A 21,326-nucleotide genomic window follows, 5' to 3' on the forward strand; every position below is an offset into this window, starting at 1 on the left:
CTCGGGCTCAGCCGGCGGTGGCGATGCGCCGGCGGCGCTTTGCGCGCTGCTCGCCAAGCGCCCAGGCGACGTGTTCGCGCACCAGCGCGCTTGGGTAGGCGCGCCTTGCCATCAGGGCGGCCTCCACCGCCGGGCTGAAGGGGGCGTTGCCCAGCGCCACGGCGATGTTGCGCAGCCAGCATTCGTAGCCGATACGCCGTATCGCGCTGCCGGCGGTCCTGGCGAGAAACTCCTCTTCGCCCCAGCCGAAAAGCGTCACAAGCTCTGCACGATCGAAGTCGTTTCGCGGGTAAAAATCGTTTTCCCGGGTGGGGTGGGCAAAGCGGGTGAAGGGGCAGTAAAGCTGGCAGTCGTCGCAGCCGTAGATGCGGTTGCCCATGGCCCGGCGGTGCTCTTCGGGGATGGTGCCGGGAAGCTCGATGGTGAGATACGAAATGCACTTGCGCGCATCGACCACGCCGTCGTCGACGATGGCGCCGGTGGGGCAGACGGTCTGACAGCTGTTGCAGCTGCCGCAGTGGTCGCGCGCGAAAGGCGCGTCCACGGGGAGCGGCAGGTCGGTGTAGAGCTCGCCGAGGAAAAACAGCGAGCCGGCCCGGGGGTTGAGCAGCATGGAATTCTTGCCGAACCAGCCAAGCCCGGCCTTCTGCGCCAGGGCGCGCTCCATCACCGGGGCGGAATCGACAAAGGCGCGGTAGCCGATCTTGCCTACCCGCGCCTCGATGCGCCGGGCCAGCGCCGCCAGGCGCTTGCGCATCAGCTTGTGGTAGTCGCGGCCCAGGGCGTAGCGCGAAATATAGGCGCTTTGTGGCCGATTGAGCACCTCGAGACTTTCCATGTCTTCGGGCAGGTAGTCCATGCGCACGCTGATGACCCGCTGCGTGCCGGGCTCAAGCTCGGCGGGGCGGGTTCGCCTGGTGCCGTGCTTGGCCATGAAGCCCATTTCGCCGTGGTAGCCCTTGTCGAGCCAGGCGTTCAGATGGGCCTCGTGGTCGCCGCCGGGGCCTTGCGAGAGGTCGGTATCGGTAATGCCCACCTGCTGAAAGCCGAGCTCGTCGCCCCAGGCCTTGATATCGTCGGCAAGAGTCGCCAGCTCGGCCGAGGAAAGCGGCGAGTCGGGATCACGATCGGAGGCGTGGGCAGGGGGAACGGAAGCGGCCATGGCGGGTCAACGGTCAGACTGTAGCGCTATGCTAACGTATAAGCCGCGCCGGCCGAAACGCGCCGCTTATCCATCGGCAAAAGGAGTTATCGTGAGCTCTTTCATCTCGCAGCCCCCGCGCCCGCTCTACACCGCCGACCAGGCGGGAGACATCGATCGGCGTACCATCGCCGCCGGTACCGACGGTTTTGCCCTGATGCAGCGCGCCGCTGCCGGCGCCTGGCAGCACCTTCGTACCCGCTGGCCCGAAGCGCGCGCGCTGAGCTTGCTGTGCGGCGGCGGCAATAACGGCGGCGACGGCTATGTCATCGCCGCTCTGGCGGCTCAGGCCGGCCTTGCCGTGCAGTGCCTGGCGCTGAAGCCGGTGGAAGCGCTTGCCGGCGACGCCGCCCGGGCGGCAGCCATGGCAAGGGCCGCGGGTGTGCCGGTCGAGGAGTGGCAGGAAGGCTCTTCGCTGTGCGGCGAGGTGGTGGTGGACGCCATGCTGGGCACCGGGCTGGGCGGCGAAGTGAGAGGCGCCTATCGCCGAGCGATTGAGGCGGTCAACCAGGCGGGCAAGCCGGTACTGGCGGTGGATGTGCCCTCCGGGCTTGCCGCGGATAGCGGCGCGCTTCTGGGCGGCGCGGTACGCGCCGACGCCACGGTGACGTTCATCGCCGACAAGATCGGGCTTTATACCGGCCAGGCGCCGGATCACGTCGGCGAGGTAGCATTTTGCCCGCTGGGCGTAAACGCCCGGGCGCAGAGCGATATCGTGCCGCGCGGCGTCTTGCTCGACGAACGTCAGCTGACGGAGGCTTTTACTCCGCGCCGGCGCACCGCGCACAAGGGCGATATGGGGCACGTGCTGGTGCTGGGCGGCGCGCCGGGCATGGGCGGCGCGGCCCTGATTGCCTCTCAGGCCGCGGCCCGGCTGGGCGCAGGCAAGGTGAGCCTTGCCACCGCGCCGGAGCACGTGGCGGCGAGCCTGATCCGCTGCCCGGAAGTCATGGCCCACGGCGTGCGCGGCGGGGCGGACCTGGCCGGGCTGGTGGAACAGAGCGATGTGCTGGTGGTAGGCCCCGGTATCGGTCAGGGCGCCTTTGGCCAGGCCATGCTTGCCGCGGCGCTTGAGAGCGACAGGCCGCTGGTGGTGGACGCCGACGCGCTGAACCTGCTGGCCGAGCGCTTTGCCGGCGAGCGGCGCGAAAACTGGGTGCTGACGCCGCACCCCGGCGAGGCGGGACGTCTGCTGGGCATGAACGCCGCCGAGGTCGAAGCGGACCGGCCGGCGACGGCCGAGGCGCTTGGCCGCCGTTACGGCGGCTATAGCGTTCTCAAGGGCGCCGGCACCCTGACAGCGGGCCCCGGCGGGCTGGGCGTCTGCCCCTACGGCAATCCGGGCATGGCCAGCGGCGGCATGGGCGATGCCCTGGCGGGGATGCTCGGGGCGCTTTGCGGCCAGCGCGGCATGGACGATGACAGCATTCGGCTCGGCGTGCTGGTTCACGCCCTGGCGGCGGACATGGCCGCCCGCCGCCACGGAGAACGTGGTTTGCTGGCGAGCGATCTGGCATCCTGTGCGCGCCGGCTGATCAACCCCGGGTCTGACAATTTGCAATCAAGGTAATAGCCCTCATGCAGGTGCAACTCCCCGACGAGCACACCCAAGTCGCGTTCGGCGAAATCCTGGGACGACTGTTTCAAGGCCGCGGGCGTCTTTATCTACACGGCGAGCTGGGCGCCGGGAAGACCACGCTCACCCGCGGGGTGCTGCGCGCCTACGGCTACAAAGGCGCGGTGAAAAGCCCTACCTATACCCTGGTCGAGCCCTACGAGCTTGACGGCAGGCGCGTCTACCATCTGGATCTTTATCGCCTGGGCGACCCCGAGGAGCTCGAGTTCATCGGCGGACGCGACGTGCTGGCCGACGACGCCCTGTGCGTGGTCGAGTGGCCCAGCCGCGGCGCGGGCTGGCTGCCCCCGGCGGATGTGGATCTGACCCTGGACGCTGCCGGAGCCGGGCGCCGCGCGCGGCTGGCAAGCGCCACCTCTCGGGGCGAGGCGCTGCTGGAGGAGCTGGCAGCCGTTTGCGGCTCGCGTGAAGACGCTGCCGGCCTTGAGGGCGACGTGTGATGGCGGCGCGGAACGTTATTCGCGCTTTGCGCGGAGCCGCGGTGATAGCGCTGGGGCTCGTCGGAGTGGCGAGCGCTACCGCCGCGACGGCGGCAACGGTGGACAGCGTGCGCCTGTGGGCGGCGCCGGACCATGCCCGGCTGGTGTTTGACCTGTCCGAACCGGCAGAGGCCGAGGTGTTTGCGCTGGATTCGCCGTCAAGGCTGGTGATCGACCTGGCGGACAGCGACCTGCAGGCTGAGGTGGACGACCTGTCCCTGGAGGGCAGCGCCATTTCGGCGGTGCGCACCGGCGTGCGCGAGGGCGACGACCTGCGCGTGGTGCTCGAGCTCAGCCGCGAGATCGAGCCGCGCCATTTCCCTCTGGAGCCCAACGAAGAGTACGGCCACCGGCTGGTGGTGGACCTGGAATACCCCGGCGAAAGCGCGGTGGAAAACCCCATCGACCCCATCGAGTCGATGATTCGCGAGCAGGAAATCGCCGCCGAGCGCGCCAGCACCAAAGCGAAAGCGCTGGGCCGGGAGCCCGAGGAGACCTCGGTGGTCGAAAAGGCCGAACCGCATCCCCGGCGCGATATCATCATTGCCGTGGATGCCGGCCACGGCGGCGAGGATACCGGGGCGGTGGGCCCCGGCGGCACCCGAGAGAAGGACGTGGTGCTCGAGATCAGCCAGCGGCTGGCGGCGCGGATCAACGCCGCCGAAGGGTTCAAGGCGGTGCAGATCCGCGACGGCGACTACTATCTCGGCCTGCGTCAGCGTACGCGCCTGGCGCGCGAGCAGAAGGTGGACTTCTTCGTCTCGATCCACGCCGACGCCTTTACCAGCCCGCGCCCCCAGGGCAGCTCGGTGTTCGCGCTGTCTCAGCGCGGAGCCACGTCGGAAACCGCCCAGTGGCTGGCCGACAGCGAAAACCGCGCCGATCTGATCGGCGGCGTGGACGGCAATCTCTCGCTGCGCGACAAGGACCAGGTGCTGCGCGGGGTGCTGCTCGACCTGACCATGACCGCCACGCTCAACGACTCGCTGACCATCGGCGGCCAGGTGCTGGACCAGCTGGGGCGGATCAACCACCTGCACAAGTCCCGGGTCGAGCAGGCCGGCTTTGTGGTGCTGAAGTCGCCGGACATTCCCTCGCTGCTGGTGGAAACCGGGTTTATATCCAACCCCACCGAAGAGCAGCGCCTGGCAACGCCGTCGCACCAGGAAAGCCTGGCCAAGGCGATATTCGGCGGTATTCGCAAACACTTCGAGCGCCATCCGCCGCCGGCCAGCCTGCTGGCCTGGCAGCGCGATCATGACCGCCGCCCCGGCAGCGACGAGTACCGCATTCGGCGGGGCGACACGCTGTCGGCCATTGCCGCGCGCCACAACGTGCCGGTGGGCCGTCTGCGCCAGGCCAACGAGCTCAACGGCGACGTGATTCGCGTTGGCCAGGTGCTGCATATTCCCGAATCCTGACAAGGTGTTGGAGGTATATGGTGGACGATAGTGCGGCCGTGGCGCCCAGCATCCACGTGCTCGATCCGCGCCTGGCCAACCAGATTTCCGCCGGCGAAGTGGTCGAGCGCCCGGCAGCGGTGGCCAAGGAGCTGATGGAGAACGCCATCGACGCCGCCGCGCGGCGCATCGAGGTCGAGGTGGAGCAGGGCGGCGCGCGGCTGATCAAGGTGCGCGACGACGGCACCGGCATCGCCGAAGGCGACATGGCGCGGGCGCTGTCCCGTCACGCCACCAGCAAGATCGAAACCCTGGACGACCTCGAGGGGGTCAGCTCGCTGGGGTTTCGCGGCGAGGCGCTGGCCTCGATCAGCGCGGTCTCCCGACTTTCCCTGACGTCCAACGCCCTGGACGACCCCCGCGACGGGTTTCGCGTGGTGGCCGAGGGTCGCAGCATGGAAGCTCGGGTGACGCCGGCGCCGCACCCCCGTGGCACCAGCGTCGAGGTGCGCGACCTGTTCTTCAACACCCCGGCCCGGCGCAAGTTTCTGCGCACCGAAAAAACCGAGTTTGCCCATCTGGAAGAGGCGTTTCGCCGCCAGGCGCTGTCGCGCTACGACGTCGCCTGGACGCTGCGCCACAACCGCAAGACCGTCCACCAGCTGCCGCCGGGGGATTCTGCTGCCGCTCGGGAGCGGCGCATCGCTTCGCTGCTGGGCAAGACCTTTATCGAGCACGCGCGCCATATCGAGCGCCAGGTGGGCGATCTGCGCCTGTCCGGCTGGGTGGGGCTGCCCACGCACTCCCGGGCCCAGGCCGACCAGCAGTACTTCTTCGTCAACGGCCGGGTGGTCCGCGATCGTCTGGTGGCGCACGCCGTGCGCCAGGCCTACCGCGACGTGCTTTACGGCGGCCGCCACCCGGTCTTTGTGCTCTATCTGGACGTGGACCCGGACGTGGTGGATGTCAACGTCCATCCCACCAAGCACGAGGTGCGCTTTCGCGACGGCCGCAAGGTGCATGACTTTTTGTTTTCCAGCCTGCACCACTGCCTGGCCGATACCCGCCCCGACGCCGTGGCCGAGCCGTCCGCCGAAGCAGCGGTGGGTTCCTCGGAGAGCGTACCGGCAGCGCAGGGCGGTGTCGGCGCAGACGACGGCCGTTTCGAGCAGCAGGGCATGGCGCTGTCGCCTGCGCCTGGCCACCATGCCGGGGCAGCGGGTTCGTCTGCCGTCGGCCATCCCGGGGCCGCCAGGGTGCGACGTTTTATGCAGGGCTACCAAGCGCTGCATCCGGACCACGAAGAGACGCTGCTGACGCCGCGCTCCCCCGAGGAAAGCGCCCTTGACGTCACTCAGGCCCCGGGAGGCGACGCGCCGGCGACGGCAGAGGCCGGCATGCCCGCCGAGGACCCCACCGCCGCGCCGCCGCTGGGCTTTGCCCTGGGGCAGCTGCACGGCGTGTTTATTCTCGCCCAGAACGCCAAGGGATTGGTGATCGTCGACATGCACGCCGCCCACGAGCGCATCGTCTACGAGCGCATGAAGCGCCAGCTGGAGGCCGCGGGGGTGGATGCCCAGCCGCTTTTGGTGCCGGTGTCCCTCGCCGCGAGCCGTCAGGAAGTCGCCATCGCCGAAAGCGAAGCGGACGCCATCCGCCGGCTGGGTATCGAGCTTGACGCGGCCGGCCCGGAAACCCTGCTGGTGCGCCAGCTGCCGGCGCTTCTGGCCGGCGCCGATCCGGAGGCGCTGGTGCGCGCCATGCTCGAGGAGCTCGAACGCTACGGCCGCACTCGCCAGGTCGAAGCGCGGATACACGAGCTTTTGTCCACCATGGCCTGCCACGGCAGCGTGCGCGCCAACCGCCGTCTGACCCTTGACGAAATGAACGCCCTGCTGCGCGACATGGAGCGTACCGAGCGCAGCGACCAGTGCAACCACGGTCGCCCAACCTGGACGCAGATGAACATGCAGGCGCTGGACCGGCTGTTTTTGCGCGGCCAGTAGCCGTCAGCGGCTGTAGAAAAGGAGCCATTCAAGCCCATGACCGACTCACGCCCGCCGGCCATTTTTCTGATGGGGCCCACCGCCTCGGGCAAGACTGACGCGGCGATTGCCCTGCACGAGCGGCTGGGCTGCGAAATCATCAGCGTCGACTCCGCCATGGTCTACCGCGGGCTGGATATCGGCAGCGCCAAGCCCGATGCCCGGGAGCTTGCCCGAGCGCCGCATCGGCTGATCGATATCCGCGATCCGGCGGATCCGTATTCCGCGGCGGACTTTCGTCAGGATGCGCTGCGCGAAATGCGCGACATTACCGCTCGGGGCCAGATTCCATTGCTCACCGGCGGCACCATGCTTTACTACAAGCAGCTGCTCGAGGGCGTCGGCAACCTGCCGCCGGCGCATCCGGCCATTCGCGCGCGACTGGAGGCCGAACGGGCTCGGGACGGCCTGGCAGCTCTGCATCGTCGTCTGGAAAAGGTGGATCCGAGCGCCGCCGCGCGCCTGCATCCCAACGACCCCCAGCGCATTCTGCGCGCCCTGGAAGTTTTCGAGGCGAGCGGTCGTACGCTCACCGAACTGTGGGCCGAGCAGCGCCCGGAAACCTTCCCCTGGCGAGTACTGTCCATAGCCCTGGCACCTGCCGAGCGCGCCGTGCTGCACCGGCGAATTGCCGCCCGTTTCGCCGCGATGCTCGACGAGGGGTTGATAGATGAGGTCATCGCCCTCAGAAAGCGTAGTGATTTGCACGCTGACCTGCCGTCGATGAAAAGCGTAGGCTACCGCCAGGTGTGGGCTTATCTGGACGGCGAATACGATCGTCAGGCGATGGTCGAGCGCGGCGTCATTGCCACGCGTCAGCTGGCCAAGCGCCAGCTGACCTGGCTGCGCCGCTGGCAGGGTTTGCACTGGGTGGATGCCACGGCTGCCGGGGCGCTCGAGCGCGTCATGGCGCTGGCTCGCCATGGCGCCGGCGGAAATGAGCGCCTTTAAGGTCGTGCGTGAGCGTGCCGCTTAGCGTAAGATGGGCGCTTTAACGCGAGCGTTTGCGAGCGGCCGCGCGCCGGCCTTTGGGGTAACCCTGCTGCAGGGCGCTTCTGGCGCACTTTTAATAACCAACTCCAACGACAGTTTGGGAGAGTACCATGTCCAAAGGGCAGTCCCTTCAAGACCCGTACCTGAATATCCTGCGCAAGGAGCGCATTCCGGTGTCCATTTTTCTGGTCAACGGCATCAAGCTCCAGGGTCAGATCGAGTCCTTCGACCAGTTTGTCATTCTGCTGCGCAATACCGTCAGCCAGATGGTCTACAAGCACGCGATTTCCACCGTGGTGCCGTCGCGCAACGTGCGCCTGCCGGCATCCGACGCCGGCGATGTCGAAGCCTGATGCCGTGTCAACCCAAGCCATGAGGTACTGATTGTTTTTTGAGCGTCCCGATGCCGGTGAAACGGCTGTACTCGTGCACGTCGACTTTCCCGACGAGCACGCCCGGGAGGACCCGGGCGAATTTCTCGAGCTGGTGCGATCCGCCGGCGCGACGGCGGCCACCCTGCTGACTGCCAGCCGCAACCGCCCGGATACCCGCACTTTCATCGGCTCGGGCAAGCTTGAAGAGCTGCGTGCCATGCTGGCCGCGCACAAGGCCGAGCTGGTGCTTTTCAACCACGGGCTGAGCCCGTCCCAGGAACGTAACCTGGAGCGCGAGCTCAACTGCCGGGTGCTGGATCGCACCAGCCTGATACTGGATATCTTTGCCCAGCGGGCGCGAACCCACGAAGGCAAGCTGCAGGTCGAACTGGCCCAGCTCGAGCACGCTTCCACGCGCCTGGTGCGCGGCTGGACACACCTCGAGCGCCAGGCCGGCGGCATCGGCGGGCGCGGCCCCGGGGAAACCCAGCTGGAAACCGACCGCCGTCTGCTGCGCGGCCGGATCAAGGCGATCCACAAGCAGCTCAACAAGGTGCGCAAGCAGCGCGAGCAAAATCGTCGCGCGCGGGCGCGGGCCGAAATCAGCAGCATTTCGCTGGTCGGCTATACCAACGCCGGCAAGTCGACGCTGTTCAACGCGCTCACCGACGCCCGGGTCTATCAGGCCGACCAGCTGTTCGCTACCCTGGACCCGACCCTGCGGCGCCTGGAAATCGACGACGTGGGGCCGGTGATCATGGCCGATACCGTGGGCTTTATTCGCCACCTGCCGCACAAGCTGGTCGAGGCGTTTCAGGCCACGCTGCAGGAAGCGGTGGATGCCTCGCTTCTGGTTCACGTGATTGACGCTGCCGACCCCGACCGCGAGCTCAACGTCGAACAGGTCGACGAGGTGCTCGAGGAAATCGGCGCGGATGGCGTGCCCATGCTCAAGGTCATGAACAAGATCGACCAGCTGGACGGCGCCCCGCGCATCGAGCGCGACGGTGACGGCGTGCCCGATACCGTTTGGCTGTCGGCCAGGGACGGTCGCGGGATCGATTTGCTGTATCAGGCGTTGAGCGAGCGCCTGGCCTATGATGTCATCGACTTTTCGCTGACGCTGGCCCCGGAGCAGGGCAAGCTGCGCGCCGGCCTGCACGAACTTAACGCCGTTCAGTCCGAGTATTTTGACGACAACGGGCGCCCGGTACTTGACGTGCGTCTGCAGCGACGCGACTTTAACCAGCTGATGGCAAGACTTGGCGAACGTGCCGATACCTATTTGCCCGAGGCCCTCAAGGAGCCGGCCGGCTGGTAGCGTCCGACCCGGGCGCTGCCCGGTGCGCGCTGACGATGCGATACAACACCTTTGAGAACGATACGTTCACGATAGCAGGATGACAGGGCACGGCGTCGCGCCTAGGCGCCCCGACGCGACGTGCCGGTGAATACCTTGATGGAGAGTAACGTATGGCCTGGAATGAGCCTGGTGGTGGCAACCAGCACGACCCCTGGAGCGGGGGCGGCCGACGCAAGGGCGGCGGCAGCGGCGGCAACCGCGGAGGCGGCGGAAACGGCGGTGGACCGCCGGATCTTGACGAAGCGCTGAAGAAGTTTCAGCAGAAGATCAACGACATGCTGGGCAAAAGGAAAGGCGGCAGGCGCGGCGGCGGTAGCGGCGGCAACGGCGGCGGCAAGTCGCGCAGCGCCTTTACCCTGCCCGGGCTACTGCTCGTCGTGGCGCTGGCTATCTGGGCGGCCTCGGGTTTTTATCTGGTCGACCAGTCAGAGCGCGGCGTGGTGCTGCGCTTTGGCGAGTTCCAGGAAATCGTCACCCCCGGCCTGCAGTGGAATCCGCCGCTGATTGACGACGTGCGCATGGTCAACGTGACCCGGGTACGCTCGCTGACCCAGACCCAGTCGATGCTGACCCAGGACGAAAACATCGTGAAGGTCGAGATATCGGCCCAGTACCGGGTATCGGATCCGGCCAATTTCATGCTCAACGTGCGCAATCCCAATCTGACCATTGAAAACGCGCTGGATTCGTCCCTGCGCCACGTAGTCGGCGGCACCAACATGATCGATATCCTGACGTCCGGGCGTGAAATCCTCGGCAGCTCGGTGGCCAGCCGCCTGCAGAGCTACCTGGACAACTACGACGTGGGTATCCAGCTGCAGACCATCAACATCGAGTCCACTTCGGCGCCGGAGCCGGTGATCGACGCCTTCGACGACGTCATTCGCGCTCGGGAGGATCGCCAGCGGACGATAAACCAGGCCGTGGCCTACGCCAACGCCATTATTCCCCAGGCACAGGGGCAGGCGCAGCGGATTGTCGAGCAGGGCCAGGGTTACCGCGAGTCCGTCGTGGCCGAGGCCCAGGGCCAGGCCAACCGCTTTTTGTCGCTGCTTTCCGAGTATCAGAACTCGCCGGCGACCATGCGCGAGCGTCTCTATATCGAGGCGATCGAAGACGTCTTCGGTTCTACGCCCAAGGTGCTGCTGGATACCGGTGACAACGCGCCGCTGATGTATCTGCCGCTGGACAAGCTCGGCGGCAAGGGCGGCACCATGACCAACGACGGCGAGCAGCTCGACCCCCGCGTGCTGGAGAATATATCCCCGCAGGCGGCAGCGTCCTCGTCCTCATCGTCCTCAAGCCGCTCCGGCAGCAGCGCCAGCCGTTCCAACAACAGAACGTCCACCCGCAGGGAGGGCCGGTAAATGATCAATAATCGTTCCCTGCTGATCGTCGGTGGCCTGGCGGTTGCCGCTTGGCTTGCCAGCAGCAGCCTGTTTGTCGTGGATGAAACCGAACGCGCGGTGAAGCTTCGGTTTGGCGAAGTGGTGGAAGAGAACATCAAGCCGGGGCTGCATTTCAAGATCCCCATTACCCACACGGTGCGCAAGTTCGACACCCGGCTGCTGACCCTGGATACCGACACCAGCCGCTATCTGACCGAGGAGCAAAAAGCCGTCATCGTCGATTCCTATGTTCAGTGGGAAGTCATCGACCCGACGCTTTACTACGAGGCCACGGCCGGGGATGAGACCATGGCCGTGCGGCTGATCCAGCCGCGGGTGGACGAGAGCCTGCGTAACGCCTTTGGCCGGCTGGAGCTGCAGCAGATCATCGCCGAAAACCGTGACGAGCTCATGACCGGCCCCCGCAAGGACCTGGACAACCTGATGCGTGACGAGCTCGGGGTGGCCATCCGCGATATCCGCATCAAGCGTATCGACCTGCCCGAAGACGTTTCCGCGGCGGTGTTCGAGCGGATGCGCTCCGACCGTGAGCGCGAGGCCCGCGAGTGGCGTGCCCAGGGCAAGGAAGAAGCCGAGCGGATCCAGGCCAACGCCGACCGCCGGCGTCAGGTGCTGCTGGCTCAGGCCCGAGAGCGTTCCGAGACGCTGCGCGGTGAGGGTGATGCCGAGGCGGCGCAGATTTACGCCAACGCCTACGAGCAGGACGCCGAGTTCTTCTCGTTCTGGCGTAGCCTGAACGCCTACCGCAAGAGCTTTTCCGACAGCGACAACCTCCTGGTGCTGGAACCGGACAGCGAGTTTTTCCGCTACCTGAACAACGCCATGCCGGCGTCGGAAGACGCGGAGTAAGTCCCGGGCCGCCGGGGTAACGGGGTTTCTCCGGCGGCCAAACATGATAGGATTCGTTAACCGGGCGTTGCCCGGTTTTTTTGTGGCCTCACGCTAGCGGATTTGTCGCGCTGCCGACGAATTCCCGGAGGCTTTCACCGTCGTCTCGCAGGATTGTTGACATGACCATCGCTGACCGCTGGCTGTTGCCCGACGGCATGGATGAGGTGCTGCCGCCGCAGGCAAGCCGCATGGAGGAGCTCCGCCGCGGACTGCTGGACCTCTATTACCGCTGGGGATACGACCAGGTAATGCCGCCGCCGGCGGAGTTTCTCGATTCGCTTTTGACCGGCACCGGCACCGATCTTGACTTGCAAACCTTCAAGCTCACCGACCAGCTGACCGGGCGCATGATGGGCGCGACCGCCGACGTCACCCCCCAGGTGGCGCGCATGGACGCCCACTCGCTGCGCCGGGAAGGGCCGGTGCGGCTTTGCTACTGCACCAGCGTCATGCGCGCCACGGCTGATCCCTATCAGGGCGGGCGCAGCCCGGTGCAGGTCGGCGTTGAGCTGTTTGGCCATAGCGGGCTCGAGGCCGACAGCGAAATCATCCAGCTGGCGCTGGAGAGCCTGACCGCGGCCGGCGCCGGCGAGCTGCACCTGGCGCTTGGCCATATCGGCATCTATCGCAGCCTGATTGAGGCCGCGGCGCTCAACGACGAGCAGGAGCGGGCGCTGTTTGCTGCGCTGGCGCTGAAATCCCCCGGCGCCATCGCGCGCGAAGTCGAGCGTACCGTGAGCGACCCGGCGCTGGCCGACATGCTGGCGGCGCTGGGCGAGCTGCACGGCGGCGTGGACGTGCTCGACCGGGCCCGGGACGTCTTCGCCGGCGCGCCGGCCACGGTGACCGCTGCTCTCGACGAGCTCGAGGCGCTGCAGCGTCGGGTACGCGCGCGCTTTGACGTCTCGCTGTATTTTGATCTGTCCGAACTGCGCGGCTATCAGTACCACACCGGCATGATGTTTGCCGCCTACGTGCCGGGCTACGGCCATGCCCTGGCCAAGGGCGGCCGCTATGACGATACCGGGCGGGTCTTCGGCCGTGCCCGTCCGGCGACCGGCTTTTCCATGGATTTGAAACAGCTGGCGTCGCTGAAAGAGGCGGCGCCGGCGCGGGGGGCCATTCTGGCGCCGGCCATTGATGAGGAGGCGCTGGGCGACGCCGTGGCGGAGCTTCGCCGCCGCGGCGAGCGCGTCATTCAGGCGCTGCCGGGGCAGCGCGACGAGCCGTTGGCGCACGGCTGCGACCGTCGGCTGGAGCTAATCGACGGCCGTTGGCAGCCAACGGCCCTGACACAAGAGACGAGTGTATAATGGGTAAGAATGTCGTAGTACTGGGCACCCAGTGGGGTGACGAAGGCAAGGGCAAGATTGTTGATCTGCTCACCGAGTCGGCGTCGGCGGTGGTGCGCTTTCAGGGCGGCCATAACGCCGGCCACACGCTGGTGATCGACGGCGAAAAAACCGTGCTGCATCTGATTCCGTCGGGCGTTCTGCGCGACGACAAGATCTGCGTGATCGGCAACGGCGTGGTGCTTTCCCCGGAGGCGCTGCTCGACGAGATTCACGAGCTGGAAAGCAAGGACGTGCCGGTGCGCGAGCGGCTGCGGCTGTCGCCGGCCTGCCCGCTGATCCTGCCGTACCACGTGCGCCTGGACCAGGCTCGGGAAAAAGCCCGCGGCGTGGCCAAGATCGGCACCACCGGCCGCGGCATCGGCCCGGCCTACGAAGACAAGGTAGCGCGCCGCGGGCTGCGTCTCGGGGACATGCTGCACCGCGAACGCTTCGCCGCCAAGCTGGGCGAGGTGCTCGACTATCACAACTTCGTGCTGACCCGCTACCACGGCGAGCCGGCGGTGGATTTCCAGGCGGTGCTCGACAGCGCCATGGCCATGGCCGACGAGCTGCGGCCCATGGTCAGCGACACCGTAAGCCTGGTGCACTCCCTGCGCCAGCACGGCGAAAACATCCTCTTTGAGGGCGCTCAGGGCTCGCTGCTTGATATCGACCACGGCACCTACCCCTACGTCACCAGCTCCAATACCACCGCCGGCGGTACCGCTACCGGGTCGGGCGTGGGACCCTTGTATCTGGACTACGTCCTGGGTATCACCAAGGCCTACACCACCCGCGTAGGCTCCGGGCCCTTTCCCACCGAGCTGTTTGACGATCACGGCCGCCATCTGGCGGAAAAGGGCCACGAATTCGGTGCCACCACCGGGCGCGCGCGGCGCTGCGGCTGGTTTGACGCCGTGGCTTTGCGCCATTCGGTGCAGATCAACTCGATTACCGGGCTCTGCCTGACCAAGCTCGACGTGCTCGACGGCCTGGAAACCATCCGCGTGTGCGTGGGCTATCGCAGCAAGGACGGCGAGGTGCTGGACAACCCGGTGGACAGCGAAGGCTACGAAGCCATCGAGCCTTTGTATCAAGATTTGCCGGGCTGGGAGGAATCCACTCTGGGAATCAAAAGCGTCGACGGCTTGCCGGCCAACGCCCGGGCCTACATCAGCTTTCTGGAAGAGCAGATCGGCACCAGCATCGACATGATTTCCACCGGCCCGGACCGCGTGGAAACCGTTGTGCTGCGCAATCCGTTCGCTGGCTGATATTGCGCGGGCAGGTTAGAAATCGATGCCGCGGCGGGCCTGGATGCCGCTGGCAAAGGCGTGGCGGACTTCCTGCATTTCGGTGACGGTATCCGCCATGGCGACTAGGTCGCGGTGGGCATTGCGTCCGGTGATGATTACCGTCTGCTCCGGCGGGCGGTTTTCCAGCGCCTGCTTGACGGTATCGATGTCGAGGTAGCCGAACTTGAGCATGTAGGTGATTTCGTCAAGTACCACCAGATAAACGTCCGGGTCGGCGAGCATGCGCGCAGCCTCGGCCCAGACTTCGCGGCAGGCTTGGGTGTCGGCTTCGCGGTTCTGGGTTTCCCAGGTAAAGCCGGTGGCCATGATGGCAACGTCGAGGTTGGGGTCGTCTTCCAGGCGATTGCGCTCGCCGCACTCCCAGAGTCCCTTGATGAACTGCACCACGCCCACTTTGTAGCCGTAGCCCAGCGCTCGGGTCACGGTGCCCCAGGCGGCGGTGGTCTTGCCCTTGCCGTTGCCGGTGTTGACGATGATCAGGCCGCGCTGCTCGGTGGCGCTGGCGACTTTCTCGTCCACGCGTTCCTTCAGCTTTTGCATCGACGCTTTGTGCCGCGTCTCGCGATCGCTCATGGTGTCTCCCGAGGTGGTTGGATTGGCGTCGTAGCCTAGGCCATGCCTGCGTGCCGGGCAAGGCTTCGGTGGCTATTGTGACGGCCTTTATTAGACAGCTAATGAAATTGGCGGCCGGCGGGGCGGCTGCTCTAGAATAGCGGATCATCTGTTTCGGGAGGCGCTGCTGTCGGGAAGTCACCCTGCCTTCATTCATCCTCGGGAAAGCAGCGGCGTCGAGCTGGAGGGCGAGGCAGGCTGTCCGCTTCATCCGAGAGGAAAAGGGCTGCGCGGCGGGGAGGTCCCGCTCTGCCGTTGCAGACCGACATTGCGTGCCGCCAGTTTTGCGGCTGTCTGATTCGCGCCGCTGCGGGCGGCGCTTCTGGTCTGCTGCTTTTTTCTTTTACTGTATTGCCGTCGGCCCACCAAAGCCGGTATCAACAAGGAGTCATACGTTATGTCAGAACCGCAGCCGGTTTATTTGAGCGACTACCAGCCGCCCGCCTACCGCGTGACCCATGCCGAGCTGACGTTTGACCTTGATCCCGCCAATACCCGCGTCGAGGCGCGCCTGACGGTTGAGCGTCATCCCGATGCCGCCGCCGATGCGCCGCTTTATTTTCACGGCGAACAGCTCGCGCTCGAGTCCGTCGCCGTGGACGGCGAAACGCTGGCCGACAACGCCTACCGGCACGACGACAGGGGGCTGACCATTGCTCGGGTGCCCGCGGCGTTTACTCTGGAAACCCGGGTGCGCCTAGCGCCCGAGGACAACACCGCGCTGGAAGGGCTCTACCAGTCGAACGGCATGTACTGCACCCAGTGCGAGGCCGAAGGCTTTCGCCGGATTACCTTTTACCCGGACCGTCCGGACGTCATGGCGGTATTTCGCGTCACCGTGATCGGCGACGCCGAGCGCGAGCCGGTGCTGCTGGCCAACGGCAACCCGGTGGAGCGCGGCGAGCTTGAAGGCGGGCGCCATTTCGTGACCTGGGAAGATCCCCACCCCAAGCCCTCCTACCTGTTTGCCCTGGTGGCCGGCGACCTTGAGTGCGTGGAGGACAGCTTCACCACCGCGAGCGGACGCGACGTCACGCTGCAAATCTGGGTCGAGGCAGAAAACCTGGGCAAGACCGACCACGCCCTGGCCTCGCTCAAGCGCGCCATGCGCTGGGACGAAGAAACCTACGGTCGCGAGTACGACCTCGATCGCTTCATGATCGTCGCGGTCAACGACTTCAACATGGGCGCCATGGAAAACAAGGGGCTCAACATCTTTAACTCGGCGGCGGTGCTGACCCATCCGGACACCGCCACCGACGCGGCTTTTCAGCAGGTCGAGGGGATCGTTGCCCACGAGTACTTCCACAACTGGTCGGGCAACCGCGTGACCTGCCGAGACTGGTTTCAGCTGTCGCTGAAGGAAGGCTTCACCGTCTTTCGCGACCAGAGCTTCACCGCCGACACCAACTCGGCGGCGCTCAAGCGTATTCAGGACGTGGCCTTTTTCCGCACCGCCCAGTTTGCCGAAGACGCCGGCCCCACGGCGCATCCGGTGCGCCCGGACCACTACATCGAGATTACCAACTTCTATACCCTGACGGTTTACGAAAAAGGGGCCGAAGTGGTGCGCATGCTGAAAAACCTGGTGGGCTGGGAGGCCTTTCGCCGGGGCAGCGATCTGTACTTCGCGCGCTTTGACGGCCAGGCCGTGACCATCGAGGACTTTGTCGGCTGCATGGCGGAAGCCTCGGACGAGGATTTGTCCCAGTTCATGCGCTGGTATCACCAGGCCGGCACCCCGGAGATCGACGCCCACGGCGAGTACGACTATGTCAACGCCGAGTACCGCCTGACCCTGCGCCAGCGCACCCCGGTTACGGCGGGGCAGCAGGCTCCCGAGCCGCTGCACATTCCCGTGCGCATGGGGCTCATCGGGACCCGGTCGGGGCACGACCTGTCCCTGACCCTGGGCGGCGAAGCGTGCGGCAAGGATACCGTCCTTGACCTGCGCGAGGCCGAGCAGACGTTCGTCTTCACCGACGTGGCCGAGGCGCCCACGCCGTCGCTTTTGCGCCATTTCTCGGCGCCGGTGAAGCTGCACTTCCCCTATTCCCGAGAGGATCTGGCGTTTCTGCTTACCCAGGACAGCGACGGTTTCAACCGCTGGGAGGCCAGCCAGCGCCTGGCCATGCTGGCTTTGGACGATCTGATCGCAGCCCACCGCAACGGCGTGGAAAAGGTCATGGACACTCGGGTGATCGAGGCCTACCGGACGCTGCTCAACGCGCCGGAAGAAGACAGGGCGGTACTGGCCGAAATGCTGCGGCTGCCGTCCGAGGCCTGCATTGCCGAGCACCAGCCGCTGGTAGACGTGGACGCCATCCACGCCGCCCGGGAGTTCGTGCGCCAGTCGCTGGGCTTTGCGCTGCGCGACGAGTTCATGGCGCTTTACCAGGCCAGCCAGTCCGCTGAGCCCTACGCGCCCACCCCCGCGCAGATCGGCCGGCGCAGCCTGAAAAACGTGGCGCTTGAGTACCTGATGGCCATCGAGGACGAGGCGGGCATCGAGCACTGCCGGGCGCAGTTTGACGCCGGTCACAACATGACCGACGTGCGCCAGGCATTGACGCTGCTGGTGCATTCCAGCCGCGATGATCTCTCCGCTCCGGCGCTCAGGGCCTTTGGCGAAAAGTGGGCCCACGACCCCCTGGTGATGGATCAGTGGTTCAGCATTCAGGTATCTCGGCCCCAGGGCGACGTGCTCGACCGCGTCAAGTACCTGATGGAGCATCCGGCTTTTTCGCTGACCAATCCCAACAAGGTGCGGGCATTGCTGGGAACCTTTGCGCAGAACCGCATCAACTTTCATCGGCTGGACGGCGCCGGCTACGCTCTGCTGGCCGATACGGTGATCGAGCTGGACGGGCTGAACCCGGAAATGGCGGCTGGCCTGCTGACGCCGCTGACGCGCTGGCGCCGCTTTGACGATACCCGTCAGGCGCTGATGCAGGCCGAGCTTGAGCGCATCAATGAACGATCGCTGTCGGCCAACGTCTATGAGCTGGTGGACAAGGCGCTAGGCGAAAGGCGCTAGGTGTGTAAACTCACCAGGTTGTTCACGGAAAGCCCCAACCGGCTAACCGGAGGGTGATAGTTCAGGCTGGCATGTGGCCGGTGCCAGTTGTACTGGTGAAGCCAGGCGGAAAGGTGTTTGCCTCGCTCCTCCGAGCTCTCATAAGACTGGGCATAGGCCCACTCGCGCAGAGCGGTTTGAATGAACCGTTCTGCCTTGCCATTGGTGCGGGGCGTATAGGGGCGAGTGCGCTTGTGCTTCAGCCCCACCCGCCGGCACAGGCGGTGAAACGCCCGGGACCGGTAGCAGGCGCCATTGTCGGTGAGCACCCGCGTGAAGCGAGTCCCCAAGTCTCGATAATATCGTATGGCCTCCAATAGCGCATAACAGGCGCTCCAGCCGGTTTCATCAGGGTAGCGGGTGCCGAAGGCCACCCGTGAGTGATCGTCGATGGCGATGTGGACATACTCCCACCCTGCGCCACGCGTGGTCTGTTGGCGATCGCCGGTGACCCGATGCCCCGGGCGCGCGAAGCAGCCGAGCTTCTTGATATCCAGATGCAGGAGATCCCCGGGTGCGTCGTGCTCATAGCGATTGCTGGGCCTTGGCGGTGTCAGAGCCGCCAAGCGATTCAGCCCCTTGCGCTTGAGAATGCGCGCTACCGTGCTCTGGCCAACCCCCAGCGCCTGGGCAATCTGGCAATAGGTCTGGCGTCGCTGACGACGCTCGACGATCTGCTCCACCGTCGTTGCGTCGGTCGCCAAGGGACTTCGGGCAGGGCGTGACCGACGGTCCTGGAGACCCTCGAGTCCCTCCTCACGGAAACGACGCACCCATTTGTAGACCGTTCTCACACTGACGCCTTGGGCTTGCGCGACCTCTCTGGGCCGCAACCCTTCATCGATGACGCGAGCGACCAGCAGGGATCGACCGTGCGGAGTGAGTCGGGCATTCTTATGGGTGTTCATCCGGGCCTCCTGGAGAGATTGGTTGGTTTGCATCTCCAGTCTTCCGGGTTGGCTCCGGATGAACAACCTACCGAGAGATCACAGCTAGGCGAAAGGCGGACGGCTTCCGGCGACAGGGCACAACGGCAATACGAGGTGGAAGGGTACGGTGAGCGACATCAATCGGCGTTATGTAATGGTAGTAAACGGCAAGTCTGCCGGCGATCCGGCGCTGCGGGCCGCAGTGGCCAAGAAGCGGCGGGCGGGCATGGCGCTGATTGTGTATGCCACCTGGGAGGCCGGGGACGCGGCGCTGTTTGCCGAAGCGGCCGTGGATCATGGCGCCACCCACGTCATTGCCGGAGGCGGCGACGGCACGGTCAACGAAGTGGTCAACGGCCTGATGCGCCTGCCCAAGGAGAAGCGCCCGGCGCTGGGCATCGTGCCGCTGGGAAGCGCCAACGACTTTGCCCGCTCGCTGGGGCTGCCCCTTGAGCCTTACGCCGCGCTGCAAAAGATCTGCCGCTGGGAGCCCCAGCCGGTGGACGTGGTGCGGATTTCCGCCACCGGGCGTGGCAAGGGGGTGGACGAGTACTACCTCAACATGGCTACCGGCGGCTTTGGCGCCGAGGTGACCTCGACCACGCCCAAGCTGCTGAAGAAGCTCTTGGGCGGGGCGGCCTACTCGGTGATGGGGGCGCTCAAGACCTGGCGCCACCGCAGCTACGAAGGCACGCTCAACTGGGATCACTGCGAGGAAAAGGCCGCCTTCTTGCTGGTGGCGCTGGGCAACGCCCGCCAGTCCGGCGGCGGTCAGGTGCTGGCGCCCAGCGCCAGGATCAACGACGGCTATCTGGACATGCTGCTGGTCAAGGATTTTGCCTCCTTCAGCGAGCTGCCGCAGCTTATTCGCGAGCTGCGCGAGTTTCCGGCCCGGGGGCGCTTTGTGCGCTACCTGCCGGTGTCCAGGCTTTCGGTGAGCACCGACCCCAGCCATCCGCCCTGGCCGTTGACCCTGGACGGCGAGGCGCACCGCTTTGACGCCTTTTCCGTCGAGGTCGTCCCTCTGGCGCTGCGTTTGGCCATGCCCGCGGACTCCGAGCTGCTGGTGGCCACCCCTCCGGCGGCCTCTGCCGGCGACGATGAAGACAGCGCGGCTGAGGACCAGGACGGTCGCGATCACCAGGGCGGCGGCGAGACGCCGGCGCCCGGCAAGGCCGCGCAGACGGCAGGCTCTGACACCGCCCGGCCATCGGCCTAGCCCCGTTTTATTTACAGCGACGGTAAGGAGAATACCGCCATGTCAAACCGCTTTTGGATACCGACGCTCGTGGCCACGGCGCTGCTGCTTGGCGCCTGTAGCGATGACGACGCGCCAGAATCGGCACCGAGTAGCGATACCCCCGCCGAGCAGAGCGAAGAGGCGCCGGCGGAGACGGCAGACAGCGACGAGGCGGCGTCGTCAGACAAGACGCCCGAGCTGGACAGTGCCGAGTCGGAAACAGACGCGCAAGCCCCCGCCGGACAGCCGGACGGCCAGGCGCCTGCCGACGAGACAGCGTCCGACGATATGACGCCTGAAGGCGCTACGTCTGAAGGTATTGTTTCTGAAGAGGCTATGTCTGAAGAGCCTATGTCTGAAGAGACGACGTCTGAAGAGACGACGACTGAAGACGCTATGCCCGAAGAGGTCAGCGCCGACGACGACACGCTTTCCGCGGACCCGGAAGACGTTCTCGAGGACGAGGATGCCGCCATGCCCGGCGAGGTCACCGCCTCTGACGTGGACGACGTGATCAGCGATATCGACCGGCGCTTCGAAGAAGCCGAGCAGGAGCTCAAGGAGCAGTTCGAAGAAGCGGAAAAGCAGGCGCCGACAACCCAGTCGCTTCCCGGAGAGGAGGGCGCGTCAGCGGAGAACGGCATGCCGGAAGAAAGGGACGTCACGCTGCCGGACGAAAAGCTGGATATTGAGCCTTCCGCCCCGCCGGGCAAGCTCGACGGCGAGCTTGGCAAGTCGGAAGTCGACGAGCTGATAGAAGACGCCGAGCGGCGTTTTGAAGAAACTCAGCAGCAGCTACAAAAGCAGTACAAGGCGCTCGAGCAGCAGGACGTGGAGACCGCCTCGGATCCGGCGACGCCCACGGTCGAAGAGCCCGATAGCAGTGGCGAGAAGAGCAGTGGCGATCAGGACAGCGATGAGCCGAGCAGCGACGCCTCGTCGTCTGCTGAATCCGGCAGCTGACAGGCGTAAAAAAGCCCGCCGGCAGGCGGGCTTCTGCGATGTTTCCGGCGCTCGCAGGCGCTATA

General features: G+C 65.9%; 17 protein-coding genes. 14 read left to right on the forward strand and 3 right to left on the reverse strand.

Annotation, left to right across the window (positions count from 1 at the left end):
• Positions 1-7: 7 nt before the first annotated feature.
• Positions 8-1,162: a tRNA epoxyqueuosine(34) reductase QueG gene (gene queG, locus P1P91_RS06695; protein WP_311885412.1), complete on the reverse strand. Its 1,155-nt coding sequence runs from the start codon at positions 1,160-1,162 to the stop codon at positions 8-10.
• Here queG and P1P91_RS06700 point away from each other — a divergent pair.
• From P1P91_RS06700 to P1P91_RS06750, 11 genes are all read left to right on the forward strand, one after another.
• Positions 1,161-2,771: an NAD(P)H-hydrate dehydratase gene (locus tag P1P91_RS06700; RefSeq protein WP_376717191.1), complete on the forward strand. Its 1,611-nt coding sequence runs from the start codon at positions 1,161-1,163 to the stop codon at positions 2,769-2,771. The two genes, queG and P1P91_RS06700, sit on opposite strands and share 2 nt — an antisense overlap.
• A gap of 8 nt (positions 2,772-2,779) precedes the next feature.
• Positions 2,780-3,277 (forward strand): tRNA (adenosine(37)-N6)-threonylcarbamoyltransferase complex ATPase subunit type 1 TsaE, encoded by a 498-nt coding sequence (tsaE, locus tag P1P91_RS06705; protein WP_311885414.1) that lies wholly within the window; start codon positions 2,780-2,782, stop codon positions 3,275-3,277.
• Positions 3,277-4,737: an N-acetylmuramoyl-L-alanine amidase gene (locus tag P1P91_RS06710; RefSeq protein WP_311885416.1), complete on the forward strand. Its 1,461-nt coding sequence runs from the start codon at positions 3,277-3,279 to the stop codon at positions 4,735-4,737. Before tsaE ends, P1P91_RS06710 begins: the two co-directional genes overlap by 1 nt.
• A gap of 17 nt (positions 4,738-4,754) precedes the next feature.
• Positions 4,755-6,722, forward strand: a complete 1,968-nt coding sequence (mutL, locus tag P1P91_RS06715) for a DNA mismatch repair endonuclease MutL (RefSeq protein WP_311885418.1) — start codon at positions 4,755-4,757, stop codon at positions 6,720-6,722.
• A gap of 36 nt (positions 6,723-6,758) precedes the next feature.
• Complete coding sequence (gene miaA / locus P1P91_RS06720; protein WP_311885419.1) at positions 6,759-7,712, forward strand: tRNA (adenosine(37)-N6)-dimethylallyltransferase MiaA; 954 nt, start codon at positions 6,759-6,761, stop codon at positions 7,710-7,712.
• 152 nt (positions 7,713-7,864) lie between these two features.
• Positions 7,865-8,107, forward strand: coding sequence for an RNA chaperone Hfq (gene hfq, locus P1P91_RS06725; protein ID WP_311885420.1), 243 nt, complete (start codon positions 7,865-7,867; stop codon positions 8,105-8,107).
• A gap of 31 nt (positions 8,108-8,138) precedes the next feature.
• Positions 8,139-9,449, forward strand: coding sequence for a ribosome rescue GTPase HflX (gene hflX, locus P1P91_RS06730; RefSeq protein ID WP_311885422.1), 1,311 nt, complete (start codon positions 8,139-8,141; stop codon positions 9,447-9,449).
• Between the two features lie 152 nt (positions 9,450-9,601).
• Positions 9,602-10,858, forward strand: a complete 1,257-nt coding sequence (gene hflK / locus P1P91_RS06735; RefSeq protein WP_311885424.1) for an FtsH protease activity modulator HflK — start codon at positions 9,602-9,604, stop codon at positions 10,856-10,858.
• Positions 10,859-11,749 (forward strand): protease modulator HflC, encoded by an 891-nt coding sequence (hflC, locus tag P1P91_RS06740; protein WP_311885426.1) that lies wholly within the window; start codon positions 10,859-10,861, stop codon positions 11,747-11,749.
• A gap of 161 nt (positions 11,750-11,910) precedes the next feature.
• On the forward strand, positions 11,911-13,104 hold the full coding sequence (locus tag P1P91_RS06745) for an ATP phosphoribosyltransferase regulatory subunit (protein WP_311885427.1): 1,194 nt from the start codon (positions 11,911-11,913) through the stop codon (positions 13,102-13,104).
• Complete coding sequence (locus P1P91_RS06750) at positions 13,104-14,399, forward strand: adenylosuccinate synthase (protein WP_311885429.1); 1,296 nt, start codon at positions 13,104-13,106, stop codon at positions 14,397-14,399. Before P1P91_RS06745 ends, P1P91_RS06750 begins: the two co-directional genes overlap by 1 nt.
• Positions 14,400-14,414: 15 nt before the next feature.
• Here P1P91_RS06750 and cobO read toward each other — a convergent pair whose 3' ends face one another.
• Positions 14,415-15,014 carry a cob(I)yrinic acid a,c-diamide adenosyltransferase gene (gene cobO, locus P1P91_RS06755; RefSeq protein ID WP_311885430.1) on the reverse strand — a complete coding sequence of 200 codons (600 nt, stop codon included), beginning with the start codon at positions 15,012-15,014 and terminating at the stop codon, positions 14,415-14,417.
• A 436-nt stretch (positions 15,015-15,450) separates the two neighbouring features.
• Between cobO and pepN the strand changes: the two genes are divergently transcribed.
• Positions 15,451-18,090, forward strand: a complete 2,640-nt coding sequence (gene pepN / locus P1P91_RS06760) for an aminopeptidase N (RefSeq protein ID WP_311885431.1) — start codon at positions 15,451-15,453, stop codon at positions 18,088-18,090.
• Here the strand turns inward: pepN and P1P91_RS06765 are convergent.
• Positions 18,087-19,037 (reverse strand): IS481 family transposase, encoded by a 951-nt coding sequence (locus P1P91_RS06765; RefSeq protein ID WP_311885726.1) that lies wholly within the window; start codon positions 19,035-19,037, stop codon positions 18,087-18,089. The genes pepN and P1P91_RS06765 overlap by 4 nt on opposite strands.
• 148 nt (positions 19,038-19,185) lie before the next feature.
• Here P1P91_RS06765 and yegS point away from each other — a divergent pair, with 148 nt between their 5' ends.
• Both yegS and P1P91_RS06775 read left to right on the forward strand, forming a co-directional pair.
• Positions 19,186-20,277 carry a lipid kinase YegS gene (yegS, locus tag P1P91_RS06770; RefSeq protein ID WP_311885433.1) on the forward strand — a complete coding sequence of 364 codons (1,092 nt, stop codon included), beginning with the start codon at positions 19,186-19,188 and terminating at the stop codon, positions 20,275-20,277.
• Between the two features lie 39 nt (positions 20,278-20,316).
• Positions 20,317-21,261 carry a putative sodium/potassium/calcium exchanger gene (locus P1P91_RS06775; protein ID WP_311885435.1) on the forward strand — a complete coding sequence of 315 codons (945 nt, stop codon included), beginning with the start codon at positions 20,317-20,319 and terminating at the stop codon, positions 21,259-21,261.
• The last annotated feature ends 65 nt before the right edge of the window (positions 21,262-21,326 follow it).

It is taken from the genome of Halomonas piscis, assembly GCF_031886125.1.
In the GTDB taxonomy this organism is placed as follows: domain Bacteria; phylum Pseudomonadota; class Gammaproteobacteria; order Pseudomonadales; family Halomonadaceae; genus Vreelandella; species Vreelandella piscis.

Coding starts and splice junctions, on each gene's coding strand:
- hfq (WP_311885420.1), top strand. CDS start 7,865: ATGTCCAAAGGGCAGTCCCTTCAAGACCCGTACCTGAATATCCTGCGC.
- queG (WP_311885412.1), bottom strand. CDS start 1,162: ATGGCCGCTTCCGTTCCCCCTGCCCACGCCTCCGATCGTGATCCCGAC.
- P1P91_RS06700 (WP_376717191.1), top strand. CDS start 1,161: ATGGCGGGTCAACGGTCAGACTGTAGCGCTATGCTAACGTATAAGCCG.
- pepN (WP_311885431.1), top strand. CDS start 15,451: ATGTCAGAACCGCAGCCGGTTTATTTGAGCGACTACCAGCCGCCCGCC.
- P1P91_RS06750 (WP_311885429.1), top strand. CDS start 13,104: ATGGGTAAGAATGTCGTAGTACTGGGCACCCAGTGGGGTGACGAAGGC.
- P1P91_RS06765 (WP_311885726.1), bottom strand. CDS start 19,037: ATGAACACCCATAAGAATGCCCGACTCACTCCGCACGGTCGATCCCTG.
- miaA (WP_311885419.1), top strand. CDS start 6,759: ATGACCGACTCACGCCCGCCGGCCATTTTTCTGATGGGGCCCACCGCC.
- tsaE (WP_311885414.1), top strand. CDS start 2,780: ATGCAGGTGCAACTCCCCGACGAGCACACCCAAGTCGCGTTCGGCGAA.
- P1P91_RS06710 (WP_311885416.1), top strand. CDS start 3,277: ATGGCGGCGCGGAACGTTATTCGCGCTTTGCGCGGAGCCGCGGTGATA.
- hflC (WP_311885426.1), top strand. CDS start 10,859: ATGATCAATAATCGTTCCCTGCTGATCGTCGGTGGCCTGGCGGTTGCC.
- P1P91_RS06775 (WP_311885435.1), top strand. CDS start 20,317: ATGTCAAACCGCTTTTGGATACCGACGCTCGTGGCCACGGCGCTGCTG.
- hflK (WP_311885424.1), top strand. CDS start 9,602: ATGGCCTGGAATGAGCCTGGTGGTGGCAACCAGCACGACCCCTGGAGC.
- cobO (WP_311885430.1), bottom strand. CDS start 15,014: ATGAGCGATCGCGAGACGCGGCACAAAGCGTCGATGCAAAAGCTGAAG.
- mutL (WP_311885418.1), top strand. CDS start 4,755: ATGGTGGACGATAGTGCGGCCGTGGCGCCCAGCATCCACGTGCTCGAT.
- P1P91_RS06745 (WP_311885427.1), top strand. CDS start 11,911: ATGACCATCGCTGACCGCTGGCTGTTGCCCGACGGCATGGATGAGGTG.